Source organism: Streptomyces poriferorum (assembly GCF_019399235.1).
In the GTDB taxonomy this organism is placed as follows: Bacteria; Actinomycetota; Actinomycetes; order Streptomycetales; family Streptomycetaceae; genus Streptomyces; species Streptomyces poriferorum.
In genome coordinates this window covers 40,039-55,242 of record NZ_JAELVH010000016.1, presented here as the reverse complement: position 1 = coordinate 55,242, position 15,204 = coordinate 40,039, and the positions used below count along the sequence as shown (strand labels likewise).

Here is a 15,204-nt window from a genome sequence, read left to right as displayed (position 1 = left end):
GCACACGTACCCCGCCTCCAACTTTTTAACGATCTCAGGGTTCACCAGTGCCACTGATGTGTCGACAGGCCCCTTCGAATAGGGGCTTCCGGAACCGGTTCCGACAGCGAATCACATGTGACTACCCCTGTATGACCGTATATCAGATTGAGGCCCGGCTGTCACCGGCCCGGTCCGCGCGAGGAGCCAATCGATCATTTAGCCAAGGATGGGCTGAAACATTCGCTAAGTCCATCATGTTTTGGCCATTGACCACAGAAAAGGCGGCTCTTAGGGTCAGCTTCATTCGCGCCGAGCGGACACCCTCCATGAACGTCAGGGTCGGAGGCCTGCCCGCTCTGCATGAACTTCCTTTGCGGACAATGTGGTTGCGAGAGGACTTACTGATATGTACTCCACGAGATCGGTCAGAGGGGCCCGTCGAGGCCGGGCGATGGCGCTCGCGGCGGCCACCGCGGTCGTCGCGACGTTCGTCCTCACCGGAGCCCCTGCGGCGACCGCGGCGACCTCCGACCCCAACCCAGCCGCACTGGAGCTGAAGAACGCGGCACTCTCGCGTGAAGCGGCAACCCAGGGGATGGTGCTTCTCGAGAACCACGATCAAGCGCTGCCGATCTCCCGCAAGGGCAACGTGGCGCTCTTCGGTGTCGGTGCCTACAAGACCGTCAAGGGCGGCACGGGTTCGGGTGCGGTCAACAACCGGTACACGATCTCGGCCCGACAGGGGCTCACCGACGCCGGGTACAGAGTCACTACGAGCGACGCCTACTGGTCCGCGATGACGCAGGCTTACGACGCCAAGTACCCGGACACCACCGGCGGCATCTTCGGCCCGAGCGTCGACTACGCCTCCGTCGAGCAGCCGCTGACAGCCGCCGGCGCCGCGCCCGCGGCCCCCACGGACACCGCGGTCTTCGTCCTGGCCAGGAACTCCGGTGAAGGCGCGGACCGTTCCTCCGGCCCGGGCGACTACCAGCTCACCCCGACCGAGCGCGCCAACCTGAAGCTGCTCGGCCAGACGTACAAGCGTGTCGTCGTGGTCCTGAACACGGGCAGTGTCGTGGACACGTCGTTCTTCCCGCAGATCAACGACGAGGTCAAGAACGCCCCGGGCGGCCAGGCGCTCGACGCGCTGTTGCTGATGAGTCAGGCCGGCCAGGAGAGCGGCAGCGCGCTCGCCGAGGTGCTGAACGGCACCGTCACCCCGTCGGGCAAGCTCACCGACACCTGGGCGTCCGCCTACTCGTACTACCCGGCCGCCTCGACGTTCGCCAAGAACGACGGTGACTCCCTGCTGGAGCAGTACTCCGAGGGCATCTACGTCGGCTACCGCTACTTCGACTCGTTCTACGGGAAGATCGACCCCGCAAGGCCGGCCGGTGTGGTCAACTACCCCTTCGGTTACGGCCGGTCGTACACCTCCTTCGACATCAAGGCGCAGCAGGTCAAGGCCGACGCCCGCACGGTGAAGGTGACCGCGAAGGTGACCAACACCGGCCGCAGCCACAGTGGCAAGGAGGTCGTGCAGGTCTACGTGTCGGCTCCGCAGACCGGCCTGGACAAGGCGTACCAGCAGCTCACCGGCTACGCGAAGACCGACAACCTCGCGCCGGGCCAGTCCCAGACGGTGACCATCAGCTTCGACACCACGTCGCTCGCCGCCTACGACGAGTCCCGCGCGGCCTACGTGCTGGACGCGGGCGACTACGTCGTGCGGGTCGGCAACTCGTCCCGTGACACCCACGTCGCGGCCCGTCTCAACCTCGCGAAGACCGTCGTCACCGAGCAGGACCACACCGAACTCGACGACCAGGCCCCCGACTCGGAACTCACCAGCTCCCCGAAGGACTTCTACACCTACCCGGGCGAGCGGACCGAGATCGCGCGGGCCCGCAGGATCGGCCTCGATGCCCGCTCCTTCCGTACCGAGAAGAAGGCGTCGCCGTACCAGCAGGACACCGCGGTCGACTCGTCCTCCCCGTACTACGCGCTCGACGGCGACAGGATCGCGTCGACCACGACGTACCTCGACCCGAAGCAGAAGGACTGGGAGGGCACCGGCGCGGCCTACAGCCCGAAGACCGGTGAGAAGGTCAAGCATGTGTCGACGAACTCGTCGACCACCCTGTACGACGTCGCCAAGGGCAAGGCGTCCATCGAGCAGTTCGTCGCAGGCCTGAACGTCTCGCAACTCGCCGACATCGTCGAAGGCTCCAGCGCCGCGGGCAGTACGCTCACCGCCAAGGGTGCCGCCGGCTACACCACACCGAACTACGAGAAGCTCGGCATCCCCGGCATGGCACTGGCGGACGGCCCGGCCGGGCTGCGTCTCACGCAGCAGATCGGCACGACCGAGCCCACGTACCAGTGGGGCACCGCCTGGCCCATCGGCACGATGCTCGCCCAGAGCTGGGACCGCGGCCTGGTCTCGCGGGTCGGCGAGGCCGTCGGTGAGGAGATGCAGGAGTACGGCGTCCAGCTCTGGCTCGCCCCGGGCATGAACATCCACCGCGACCCGCTCAACGGACGCAACTTCGAGTACTACTCCGAGGACCCGCTGGTCTCCGGCCTGACCGCCGCGGCCACCACCGAGGGCGTCCAGAGCATTCCCGGGGTCGGCGTCACCATCAAGCACTTCGCCGCCAACTCACAGGAGACCAGCCGCAACACCAGCAACTCGGTGGTCGGCGAGCGCGCCCTGCGCGAGATCGAGCTCAAGGGATTCGAGATCGCGGTCAAGGCCGCGCAGCCGATGTCCGTCATGAGCTCGTACAACAAGGTCAACGGCACCTGGGCCGCCAGCAACTACGACCTGCTCACCGATCTGCTGCGCGGCGAGTGGGGCTACAAGGGCACGGTCATGTCGGACTGGGGTGGCAGCCACGGCGCACTGACCTCTATGTACGCCGGTAACGACCTCATCGAGCCCGGCGGCAACCCGGCCGAGATCATCAACGCCATCAAGCAGGTGGCGCCGGCCATCGACATCTCGGGCCTGCCCGCCTACAACAAGGCGACCCGCTCCAACGGGCGGGTCAGCTACACCTGGCAGTTCGGCGGCTTCACCCCGTCGTCCACCGGTGGCACAGTCGTGAGCACGACCGTCGACAAGAACACGGACCTGTCCCGGGCGCCGCAGTCCGGTGAGACCGTCACGGACGCGATCAACAACCAAGTGTTCACGCCGAACGCCAAGTTCACCTCGGTCGACGAGGCCTATCGCACGGTGACCGCCCTGCTGGACCCCAGCAGCACGGCACTGAGTGCGGCGCAGAAGGCCGCCATCGGCATCACCGGTGTCCAGCACGCCACGGCCGGCGACGACAGCACCCCGGTGGTCGCCTACACCGTCGCGCTGAAGGGCGACTACCCCACCCAGGGCTACCCGCTCCGGCTGGGCGATCTCCAGCGCAGCGCGATCCGCGTCCTCACCACCGCGTCGCAGAGCTCGTCGTTCCAGGAGCTCGCCGGTCTCAAGGGAGTGAAGGGCATCAAGGTCGGCCCGTACACCGCTCAGTTCAGGAACCTGGAGCCCGCGGTCACCACAACCCTGGGAAGGGTCTCGAAGGCGCCCGAGGACCAGCACCAATCGGGTCATGGCCATGACGGGAGTCACCAGGGTCGCTGACCTCGCGCAGTGACGGCGCTCCCCAGTCGTCACCCGTCCCCTGCCGCCCCCGGCCTGTCTTCGTCAGGCCGGGGGCGGTCACGCGTCCGCCGTAACGGGCATGGCCGTGCGCCGGACGCGAGCGGCCGGTAAGCCCTTAGGATCTGTGCATGCCCCAGATGCCAGGAGACTCTTCGCCCCGGGACCGGACACGCGAGGACGTCTTCCGGCTCATTCAGTCCGCCGGCCAGGCGACCCGGGCCCGGATCATCGAACTCAGCGGGCTGTCCCGCAGCACTGTGAACCACGCTGTGTCCCGGCTTCTGGCGGACGAACGAGTGACGGAGACGCAGGCCGAGGGAGGGGGCCCCGGCTCCGGCAGCGGGCGGCCCGCGGCGATACTCCGGGTGGTGCCCCGGGATGCTCCCGTGGCGGCGATCGACTTCGGCCACAACCACATCAACGTCGCCCTCGGCGACCCGCTCGGCCGCCCCATCGCCGAGGAGCGGGTGGAACTCGACGTCGATCTGCGGGCCACCGACGCGATGGACCATGCTGCGGGGCTGCTGGACGGACTGCGCGCATCAGCGGGCATCGACAGCGTCGCCGCCGTCGTGGCAGGTGTCCCCGGGCCGCTCGACACCGACTCGGGGCTCGTACGCTCCCCGACGATCCTGTCGAGCTGGGTGGGGCTCGACCCGCGGAAGGAGCTCCAACGCCGCCTCGGCGTACCTGTGCACGCCGAGAACGACGCCCTGCTCGGCGCGTACGGAGAACTGCACCTCGGCGCAGGCAGCCGCTACTCGGACTTCCTCTACGTCAAGGTCTCGCACGGCATCGGGGCAGGGCTTGTCGTCGGGGGCCTGCCCTACCGGGGCTCACGGGGCTTCGCCGGCGAGATCGGCCACACCCCGTTGCCGGGGCACACCGAGATGTGCCGCTGCGGCAACCGGGGCTGCCTGGAGACTGTCGTGTCCGTGTCGGCCATCGCGGCGCAGATCGCCCACACCCGTCCCGGGGAGAGCGGTCTTCGATTCCCGCTCCAGGAGAACGACCCCGTCACCGACCGCATCCTGGACGACGCCGGCCGGACGCTCGGCCGCGTTCTCGCCGCCTTCTGCAACCTGCTCAACCCCCAGGCGCTGATCGTGGGCGGTGAACTGGGTGCCTCTACCGGGGCGCTCGTCCAAGGCATCACCACGACGGTCACCCGGCATGCTCAGCCTGCCATCGCCGCCGGCCTCGACATCCTGCCTGCCGGCCTCGGCGCGCAGGCCGAACTCCTGGGCGCCCTCCGGCTGGCGACGACACTGGCCACGAACTGACCGTGTACTGCCACAGGGGCCGGGTGGGCCCGCGCAGCGGACCGTTTCAGGCCGTGGGCAGGCCCGTTCCCGCCGTGGTGATGTCGCGCAGGAGGCGGTCGTGGTAGGCGCGCAGCCGGCCGACCATGTCGAACGTGGCGGGTTTCAGTGACCACTGGATCTGCAGTCCGTCCATGACGGCAAGGCCTTCCTCGGCAACGGCGAGGGGGTCGACGCCGGGCCGGATCTCGCCCGTGTCGATTCCGCGCCGGTAGACGGCGGAGATGTGCGCCACCAGCCGTGCGTACCGCTCGGTGAAGTAGGCGTGGGCGGGATGCCCCGGTTCCGCGGCTTCGGCGGACAGGACGGTGAACATGCGCACCAGGCCCGGGCGGGTGGCGTTGAGGGCGGCAAGTTCCAGAAGGGCGGTCGCGTGCTGGGTGGCGGTCATGACCTTCGCGCCGAAGGCCCAGACGCGGTCACGTTCTTCGCTCTCGCCCAGGACCGAGAGCAGCAGGTCTTCCTTGCTGCGGAAGTGGTGAAGCAGGCCGCCCTGGGTGATGCCCACGTCGTGGGCGATCCGTGCGAGTGAACTGGCGTGGTAGCCGTTGCGGGCGAAGTGCTCGACTGCTGCGTCCAGGATGCGCTGGCGGCGTTCGTCGCCCACGGCGTAGCTGCCGCGGGGGTTTCGGGGAGGCATGCGCCCCAGCCTACGGGCCGACGTACCGCCCTTTCCTATGGGCCCAGCGTCCGATTTGGGTGTGATCCACGCCACGCCATGAAAACCTAGCAACCACTCGGGTTTCGCTTAATCTTGCGAAACGAACCGGCGATGGAGCCGGTCGAGAGCCGCAAGGAGCCCTCATGGCCTTCGACAGCCGACCCCCGGCACTGGCCGCCCCAGCAGGTACGGACCGGGCAGGCGGCCTGGTGCTGCCCGGTGCCTCGTCCACCCCGGCGGGGCAGGACGCTCCGACTCCAGCCTCCTCCGCGCCGCCGAAGGCACCCGGACGCCTGGTCGCAGGCATCGTGCTGGCGCAGCTGGGCATCTTCCTGGCGACCCTGACGCCGGTGATCGTGACCCTCGCGCTCAGGGTCGACGAGATCGTCCCCAAGGAACAGCGGGGCGCGAAGCTCGGCACCGTCATGGCGGTCGGCGCAGTCCTCGCACTGATCGCCAACCCGCTCTTCGGTGCCCTCTCCGACCGCACCACCGGCCGCTTCGGCCGCCGCCGCCCGTGGCTGCTGGGCGGCATGAGCGTAGGTCTCGCCGGCCTGTCGGTCATCGCCTTCGGCGACAGCGTCCTGCTCCTCACCCTGGGCTGGTCCCTGGCGCAGCTCGGGTGCAACGCCGCACTGGCCGCACTGACCGCGACCATTCCCGACCTGATACCTGAGGATCAGCGCGCCCGCGTCTCCGGACTCGTCGGCATGAGCAGCGCCCTGTCGATGATCCTCGGGTCCATGCTCGCCAACGTCTTCAAGGACACCCTCGCCTTCGCCTTCATCGTCCCCGCCGTGCTCGGCCTGGCGGGTGTCGGCTACCTCTGTACGGTGATGCCGGACCGGCCCGCCGTGAAGGGAAGCTTCCCTGCTTACGGGATCAGGGAATTCGGGCGGAGCTTCTGGGTGAACCCGCGCAAGCACCCCGACTTCGGCTGGAACTTCGCCAGCCGCTTCCTGGTCTTCATCGCCATGTCGGCGGTGACCACGTACCAGGTCTACTTCCTCGAGGACCGCCTCGGGTACAGCGAGGACGACGTCACCGGGAAGATGTTCCTCGGCACCATCGTCATGGTCCTGATGAGCGTCGCCGCGTCGGTGACCGGTGGCTTCCTCTCCGACCGCATCGGCCGCCGCAAGCCCTTCGTGCTCTTCGCGGCCCTCCTCGTCGGCGTCGGGCTGGCACTTCTCGCCTTCGCCCACAGCTACAGCCTGTTCCTCGTCGCACTGCTCGTCTTCGGCGCCGGCCAGGGCCTCTACATGGCCGTCGACCTGGCACTCGCCGCCGCGGTGCTGCCCGACCCGGCGACCTCGGCCAAGGACATGGGCGTCCTCAACGTCGCCAACGCCCTTCCGCAGTCCCTCGTCCCCGTCATCGCCCCGGCTGTCCTCGCGATCGGTGCGGGCGGCGAGAACTACACCGCGCTCTTCCTCCTCGGCGGGATCTGCGCCGCACTGGGCGCCACCGCGATCCAGTGCGTGCGCACCGTCCGCTGACCACCCCCACCCCGCGGGCCGCAAGACCCGCTCCGTACCACAGGAGCACCACCATGACCACCCGGACACCCCGCAACGAAGGCCACCCCTACCAGGACCCCGCCCTCACCCCGGACGAGCGCACCGAGGACCTGCTCGCCCGGATGACGCTGGAGGAGAAGGCGGGCCAGCTCTTCCACACCATGCTCACCATGAACGCGGACGGCACTCCCGTCGAGGCCGGGGACCCTGCCATGGTCCCCATGAGCACCACGGACCTGTTGGAGAAGAAGAACCTCAGCCACTTCAACCTCCTCGGCAGCTATGGCGTCCGCGAGATGGCTCTGTGGCAGAACGCTCTTCAGGAGCGGGCGGCCGCCACCCGTCTCGGTGTTCCCGTCACCCTCTCCACCGACCCCCGCAACGCCTTCACCGACAACCCCGGTGCCGCGCTGAACGCCGGCGCGTTCTCCCAGTGGCCCGAGCCCATCGGCCTCGGCGCGATCGGCGACGCCGAACTCGTTCACCGCTTCGCCGACACGATCCGCCGTGAGTACCTGGCCGTCGGATTCCGGGTCGCCCTGCACCCGCAGATCGATCTCGCGACCGACCCCCGCTGGTCGCGGCAGAACGGCACTTTCGGCAACGACGCCCGCCTCACCGGCGAACTCGCGGCAGCCTACATCCGCGGCCTCCAGGGCGACACGCTCGGCACCCAGTCCGTGGCCACCATGGTCAAGCACTTTCCAGGCGGCGGCCCGCAGAAGGACGGCGAGGACCCGCACTTCCCCCACGGCAAGGAACAGGTCTACCCGGGCGGCATGCGCGACTACCACCTCGCCCCGTTCAAGGCCGCCATCGCCGCCGGCGCCTCGCAGATGATGCCCTACTACGGCCAGCCCACCGGTACCGACTGGGAAGAAGTCGCCTTCGGCTTCAACAAGGACGTCCTCACCGGCCTGCTCCGCGACGAACTCGGCTTCACCGGCATCGTCTGCACCGACTGGGGCCTGCTCACCGACGCCGAGATCTTCGGCGAGACCCACGTCGCCCGAGCCTGGGGCGTCGAGCACCTCACCCCCGCCGAACGGGCCGCCAAGTCCCTGGACGCGGGCGCCGACCAGTTCGGCGGCGAACAGTGCCCAGAACTCATCGTCGAACTCGTCCGCTCCGGCCGCATCACCGAAGCACGCATCGACACCTCCGTACGCCGCCTGCTGCGGGAGAAGTTCGTCCTCGGCCTCTTCGACAACCCCTACGTCGACGTCGACGCCGCCGAACGCATCGTCGGCAACGCCGAGTTCACCGCCGCCGGCGAAGACGCCCAGCGCCGCGCCATCACCGTGCTGACCAACCACGACGCGCTGCTCCCGCTCACCGGCACCCCCAAGCTCTACCTCCAAGGCGTGCGCCAGGAAGCAGCCGTACCGTACGGGCAGATCGTCAGCGACCCTGCCGAGGCGGACCTCGCCGTCGTCCGTCTCGCCACCCCCTACGAAGAGCGCCCCAACCGGTTCGAGTCCTTCTTCCACTCCGGCGACCTCGCCTTCTCCCCGGCCGAACTCGCCCCGCTGTTCGACCTGATGAAGACCGTCCCCACTCTCGTCTGCGTCAACCTGGAGCGCGCGGCCGTACTCCCCGAGATCGCCGAGCACGCCGCAGCGCTGCTCGCCGACTTCGGTGCCTCCGACACGGCTCTCCTCGACGTAGCCTTCGGCCACGTCACGCCCCAGGGTCGGCTCCCCTTCGAGCTTCCCCGTTCCATGGCCGCCGTCGCCGCCTCCCGCGAAGACGTCCCCAATGACACCGAGAACCCGGTCTTCCCGGCCGGCCACGGCCTCACCCTCTGATCCCCAAGCCGACGGCCCCGCGGGGTTCTGCGACCGAAGGCGCCCGGGCCCGGAACCCCTGCGGTGGCTCCGGGCCCGGGCGCCATTTGGTATGTGGCCCGAAGGCGGCGGCCGGCGGTTGAGGGCCGCGAGGGTCGTCACAGGGCCCGCCCGGGCGGGCCTGGCATTGTCCGCCTTGCCACCCCCTGCGAGGAGCGCCCTGGCCGGTTCGAGTTCGCCTTGCGCCGACGACTTCACCTGCTCCCCGGCCGGACTCGCCCGCTGCTCGACCTGATGAAGACCCCGCGCCGTCACCACCAGCGCCGTCATCGTCGGCACGCGGGTCGACCGGGAAGGGGTGGCCACCCGGGCCGACCTCGACAGCTCCGCCGGAACGGTCTAGCGCTGATCCGCCCGGCGGACCACGTCCCGGCTCGCACGGAACCGCCGTGGCCACGCGGGGTCGCCACTTCTCCTCGCTGGCTACTGATTTCGCAGCAACAAGCCTCATACGCAACGAAATTCGCGCTTCATAAAAGGCGAGACGACTGTATAGCATTCCCGCCAGGTAGTTCTGATCCGAAATCCGAAGATCCACGTGAGGGGTCTCGTATGCCCAGATTCAGTGATCACGAGCTTGGTATGAACCGAAAGGTCACGCGTCGTGACTTCCTCGACGGGGTGGCTGTCACGGCCATGGGCGCGGCCGCGGCCGTGGCGCTACCAGGGGCGGCGCAGGCGGCTCCGAGCGCGCACCCCGGCCCCACGCCCCACGGGCACGGCAGGCCCAAGGCTCCCTACCCGCCCACCGCGACCGGTCTGCGGGGCCAGCAGCCGGGAGCGTACGACGTGGCGCACGCCGTACGTGACGGTGCGTTCGCACCCGGGCGTATATCGGATACCCGTGAGACCTACGACCTGGTCGTGGTCGGCGGCGGGCTGAGCGGGCTTGCCGCAGCGTACCTCTACCGCAAGCACGCCGGCCCGAAGGCTCGTGTGCTCATTCTCGACGCCCTCGACGATTTCGGCGGACACGCCCGGCGCAACGAGTTCCACGTCGGCCGCACTCAGCTCCTGTCCAACGGCGGCACCGTCAACATCGACACCCCGAGTACCTGGTCGCGCGGAGCCCGCGACCTTCTCACCAAGGACCTCGGCGTCGATCTGAAGGCACTGGAAGCCACGGTCAAGGGCGACGCGTACGCGCCGTACTCTCTGCGCAGCGGCACCCTGTTCAACTCCGAGCGCTGGGGCAAGGACCAGCTGGTCATCCGTGAATCCGGTGAGTCCTGGGCGTCGTACGCGACCAAGCTGCCGATGAGCGAGGCGAGCCGGGCCGCACTGGTCCGTCTGTACACGACGACCGAGGACTTCTATCCCGGGCTGACGGACGCGCAGAAGAAGGAGATCCTGGCCCGCACGCCGTACGAGACCTACCTGCGCGAGAAGCTCGGCCTGGACGCCGACGCTTTGGAGATGGTCAAGCGCGGCACCAACGGCCTGTGGGGTGTGAACGTCGACCACGTCGCAGCGGCCGACGCGTGGGCGACCGGACAGCCGGGCTTCGGCGGCCTGGGGCTCGAACACACGCCGTGGCCGGGCGCCGGCCTGACGCCGCTGATGCACCTTGCCGAGACCGAGGAGGACGGCAACTTCTACTTCCCCGAGGGCAACGCTTCCCTAGCCCGACTGCTGGTCAGCAAGCTGGTCCCGGATGCCTTCGACGAGCGCCGGCCCGACTGGCAGAGGATCGTCACCGCGAAGGCGGACTACTCACGCCTCGACGACCGGGACAACCACGTCCGCATCCGCCTCGGGAGCACAGCCTTCCACGTCCGCAACGAAGGCCGGCACGGCGCAGTGGTCGACTACTCCAAGGGCGGGCAAAGCTATCGGGTCCGCGCCAAGGGCGTGGTCATGGCCTGCTGGAACTCCGTCTCCTCGTACGTCGTACCCGAACTGCCGACGGAGCAGGTCACCGCGATGCGCTACGGCACGAAGGTGCCACTGGTGTACGCACGGGTCGCGCTCCGCGACTGGAGGGCCTTCGCCCGCGCCCGCGTCTCCCGGGTCAGTACACCTTCGATGTTCTTCTCCAGCTTCGGCCTGCCCACGGTCACCGAGATCGGTGACTTCGCCATGCCGCACCGACCCGAACTCCCCACTGTGGTCTCCCTGTCGGCGACCCCCGGATCTCCCGGCCTGGTCTGCCGCGAACAGCACAAGGCCGGCCGCCGCACACTGATCAGGATGCCGTTCGAGGACTTCGAGCGCGAGATCCGCGACTCGATGACCCGCTCCCTCGGCGACCACGGGTTCGACCCCGCCCGAGACATCACGGCCATCACCGTCAACCGCTGGGCCCACGGATACGCCTACGAGTACAACTCCCTCGACGACCCGTCCCTGTACCAGCCCGAATCACAACGGCCCTACGCCAAGGCCCGCCGCCCCGTCGGACGCATCACCATCGCCAACTCCGACGCCGAGGCGTTCGGCTACACCCACGCTGCCTTCGACGCCGCAATCCGCGCCGTAGCCCACCTCCTCTGAACCCGGCGTGCCGCGTGCGGCCGTCGGGCCGCCATCGGCACAGACCGGCTGTCCGGCCCCTTCCCGGTCAGGGATTCAGGCCGGACACCGGATCTCGTGAGCCCCCCTCGGAGGAGGGGAGCCGCCCTGTCCGGCGTCCAGCGCGGTCCGGCCGCCGGGGCAGTGGGCGGGCTGCTCCTGGCGCGTTCAGCCCGCTTCACTCGTCGTCGGCCCACTGGGCCAGGAGGGTCTCCTCATCCGGAGTGCCGGCGTCGAGGTCAGGGCGGGCGAGGAGTTGCTCGGTCCAGATGATCTTGCCGTGGGGCAGGTACCGGGTGCCCCAGCGGTCGGCGAACTGGGCGACCAGGAACAGGCCCCGCCCGCCTTCGTCGCTGATCTCCGCCCGGCGCAGGTGGGGCGCTGTGCTGCTGTCGTCGGCGACCTCGCAGATGAGACTCGCCTGATCGTGCAGGAGCCGTAGCCGAAGTGGCGGGGCGCCGTAGCGGATGGCGTTGGTGACGAGCTCGCTGATGATCAGGGCGGTGGTGTGGGCGAGCTCGTCGAGGTCCCACCGCTCCAGCGTCTGCTGCACCTCTGTGCGGATGCGGGAGACGGCGGCGGTGTCCTGCGGCACGTCCCATTCCGCCACGCGCCCCTGGTCCATGAGGCTGGTACGGGTGATGAGCAATGTGACGTCGTCACTGGGCAGTGAGCCCAGCACCTGCTCCAGCACCGCTTGACAGGCATCCTCAGGACTGCGCCCGGGAACGGCCAGGACGTCCCGGAGCAGGGCGAGACCGGCGCCGATGTCGCGCTCCCGGCCCTGGACCAGGCCGTCGGTGAACATGACCAGCAGGCTGCCTGGGGCCAGCTGCAGTTCGGCCGTCTCGAAAGGCATGTTGCCTCCCAGCCCCAGCGGTGGGGAGCCCGGGATGTCAGGGAACGTGGTCCTGCCGTCCGGGGCGACCACAGCGGGGCCCGGATGTCCCGCACGGGCGACGGTGCACGCTCCTGTGACCTGGTCGTAGACGGCGTACAGACAGGTCGCGCCGGTCACGGCGGCATCTTCGTCATCGGCGCCCCAGCCGGCGTCGATGCGGGTGACGAGCTCGTCCAGATGCGCGAGGAGCTCGTCGGGCGGAAGGTCGAGCGCCGAGAAGTTGAGCACGGCGGTACGCAGCCTGCCCATGGTGGCCGCGGCGTGGACCCCGTGGCCGACCACGTCACCGACGACCAGGGCGAAACGGGCCCCGGACAGCCCGATGACGTCGAACCAGTCGCCGCCCACCCCGGCCTTGGCCGGCAGATATCGGTAAGCCGTCTCCAGCGCGGGCTGCTCGGGCAGGGCACGCGGAAGCAGACTGCGCTGGAGAGTGACGGCCGCCGAGTGTTCGCGGGTGTAGCGGCGCGCGTTGTCCACGGCGACGGCCGCCCGTGCTCCGAGCTCCTCCGCGAAGGACAGGTCGTCGGCGTCGAAGGACCGCTGATCGGAGCGCCAGAAGTCGGCCGTTCCCAGCACGACGCCGCGGGCCCGCAACGGGACCGAGACCAGGGAGTGGATACCGAACTCCAGGATCCGTCGCGCTCTGTCCGGATCCACGGTCCGCCACGCCTCGGTCCCGTCGAGGTCCGCCTCAATGTGCGGACGCCCCGTGACGGTGCCGGCGGCCAGAGGGTTCCCCGGCACGAGACTGATGATCCTTCCGGCAGGCAGGAACGGGTGATCGTCACGGATGCCCGATGCTACGGCGCGGCGCATCTCGGTGACAGCAGCCGTCGGTTCGTCGCCCTGGAAGACCGGTCCGAACAGTTCAACGGTGACGAAGTCGGCGAACCGCGGGACCGCCACCGCCGCCAACTCCTCCGCGGTACGGGTCACGTCGAGGGTGGTTCCGATCGTCAGCCCGGCGTCGTAGAGCAACTGCAGCCGGTCATGGGCGACGTCGGCCCGCGTGGCGAGGGTGCGCAGCTCCGTGGTGTCACGGAGGGTGGCCACGCTGCCCGAGCGCTGGCCCGCACCGCCCACGGCCCTCTGGTTGACGGAGACGAGCCGGCCCCCGACGAGGTGGACGTCGTCGTTCGCCGTTCTGCCCGAGGCCAGCAGGTCCGCGATCTGCCGTGACACGCCAAGCCCGGAGACGGAACGGTCCATGATCCCGTCGGCAGACAAGTCGAGCAGCCGCCGTGCTTCATCGTTCGCGAGGACCAGCCGGCCGTCCGAGCTGACGATGACGACTCCCTCCCTGACGGCATGGAGGACCGCGTCATGATGCTCGTACATGCGGGTCATCTCCACTGGGCCCAGTCCGTGCGTCTGCGCGCGCAGCCGACGGCTGATGAGCGCCGATCCGCCAGCGGCAAGGGCGAGCGCGATGGCGACCAGCCCCAGCAGCAGCGGAAGTTGTCCCAGGACGACTTCGTTCACGCTCTGCACCGTGATGCCCACGGAGACGAGCCCGACAACCTCGCCCCGTTCGCCGAACACGGCGACCGTCGTGTCCACCGCCTGACCGAACAAGGTGCTGTCGAAGGTCTCCTGGAACGGCTCGCCGGAGAACGCAGGCGCGAACCCGCCTGACACATGTCCGCCGATGAGCGAAGCGTCGGGGTGACTCCAGCGGATGCCGTTCGGATCGAACGCGACCACGTACGTCACGTTTGCCGTCCGGCGGGTCGCTTCGGCACTCGGCTGGAGAATCGCACTGGGGTCGCGGGACTCCATGGCCGCGCGGGTACCGGGCGCGTGGGCGAAGGTCTCGGACACCGCGAGCGAGCGGTCGTACGCCTCCCGCACCGCCCACCGGTGCGCCTCGAACACGAAGGCGGCGGCGATCATTCCGGCCAGCAGCACGACCACCAGCAACTGCAGCAGGAACACCTGTCCGGCAAGGGTCCGCGGCGGAGAGGGGAAGGACTTCCGGGCCGACCGGGCAGCACGAGTCACAGGCATGGTCAATTCTTAGCCTGCTGAGGCCGCACTCCCGTTGCGCACCGCAGCGCCGATCGGGGGCTTTCGGGACGGACACGGAAGTGGTCTGTCTGCCCTGCCCCGGCCGGGCAGGCCGACCGTTCCCCTCGCGGTACGCGACGGCCCCGGTACGCCGAAGCTGTACCGGGGCCGCCACCAGCGCCTCATAGCCGGCGCATACTGCGAGGGGCACCTGGTCGGCTACCGCTACTACGACGCGAAGAACCAGAGCCCGCTGTTCCCTTTCGGCCATGGCCTCTCCTGCACCACCTTCAACCTCGGCTCCCTGGAAACGTCCTACAACACAGCGACCAAGACGCTCACTGCCGCCGTCACCCTCACCAACTCAGGTTCCCGCGCAGGTACCGAAGTCGTGCAGCTCTACACGGGGCTGCCTGCCGGCGCCCAGGCCGAGCCACGGCGACTGATCGGCTTTCGCAAGGTCACGCTCGCTCCCGGTGCCAGCACTCGGATCACCTTCAGCGTTTCTGCCCGCGACCTGTCGGTGTGGACTGCCGGCGTCTGGAAACTCACCCCCGGCTCCTACACAGTCCACGCCGGCCGGTCCTCGCGAAGCCCGGCTGTACAGCGGGTTGTCACCATCAGCTGAGGCCCCTTGAGCTCGTCGGATTCCACGTGAGCCGCATTTCGGCCCTCGGTCTGCTGCCGGTTGTGGTCGACAGCAGACCGAAGCCCTGAGCGTGACGACCGGAAGGGCAGCGCGACGCCGGATACATCGGCAGCCGCCCCGGAAGCTCGAAGAGC

8 protein-coding genes are annotated in these 15,204 nt (G+C 69.0%); 6 read left to right on the top strand and 2 right to left on the bottom strand.

Annotated elements, in window-relative coordinates; translation table 11 throughout:
- Positions 1-388: 388 nt before the first annotated feature.
- Entirely contained in the window at positions 389-3,628 is a 3,240-nt protein-coding gene (locus JGS39_RS04925; protein WP_219567475.1) for a beta-glucosidase, read from the top strand.
- A gap of 149 nt (positions 3,629-3,777) precedes the next feature.
- Positions 3,778-4,932, top strand: a complete 1,155-nt coding sequence (locus tag JGS39_RS04920; protein WP_219567474.1) for an ROK family transcriptional regulator — start codon at positions 3,778-3,780, stop codon at positions 4,930-4,932.
- A gap of 46 nt (positions 4,933-4,978) precedes the next feature.
- On the opposite strand, the gene JGS39_RS04915 is transcribed toward JGS39_RS04920, so the two are convergent.
- Positions 4,979-5,611: a TetR/AcrR family transcriptional regulator gene (locus tag JGS39_RS04915; RefSeq protein ID WP_219567473.1), complete on the bottom strand. Its 633-nt coding sequence runs from the start codon at positions 5,609-5,611 to the stop codon at positions 4,979-4,981.
- Positions 5,612-5,775: 164 nt separating this feature from the next.
- On the opposite strand from JGS39_RS04915, the gene JGS39_RS04910 reads away from it, so the two are divergent.
- From JGS39_RS04910 to JGS39_RS41390, 3 genes are all read left to right on the top strand, one after another.
- Positions 5,776-7,131, top strand: a complete 1,356-nt coding sequence (locus tag JGS39_RS04910; RefSeq protein WP_219567472.1) for an MFS transporter — start codon at positions 5,776-5,778, stop codon at positions 7,129-7,131.
- A gap of 53 nt (positions 7,132-7,184) precedes the next feature.
- Positions 7,185-8,960 (top strand): glycoside hydrolase family 3 protein, encoded by a 1,776-nt coding sequence (locus JGS39_RS04905; RefSeq protein WP_219567471.1) that lies wholly within the window; start codon positions 7,185-7,187, stop codon positions 8,958-8,960.
- 621 nt (positions 8,961-9,581) lie between these two features.
- Positions 9,582-11,492, top strand: coding sequence for an NAD(P)-binding protein (locus JGS39_RS41390; RefSeq protein ID WP_219567470.1), 1,911 nt, complete (start codon positions 9,582-9,584; stop codon positions 11,490-11,492).
- Between the two features lie 196 nt (positions 11,493-11,688).
- Here JGS39_RS41390 and JGS39_RS04895 read toward each other — a convergent pair whose 3' ends face one another.
- The gene (locus tag JGS39_RS04895; protein WP_219567469.1) at positions 11,689-14,421 is read right to left on the bottom strand and encodes a SpoIIE family protein phosphatase; all 2,733 of its coding nucleotides are present in this window, start codon (positions 14,419-14,421) and stop codon (positions 11,689-11,691) included.
- Positions 14,422-14,455: 34 nt separating this feature from the next.
- On the opposite strand from JGS39_RS04895, the gene JGS39_RS04890 reads away from it, so the two are divergent.
- Complete coding sequence (locus JGS39_RS04890; RefSeq protein ID WP_219567468.1) at positions 14,456-15,049, top strand: fibronectin type III-like domain-contianing protein; 594 nt, start codon at positions 14,456-14,458, stop codon at positions 15,047-15,049.
- The last annotated feature ends 155 nt before the right edge of the window (positions 15,050-15,204 follow it).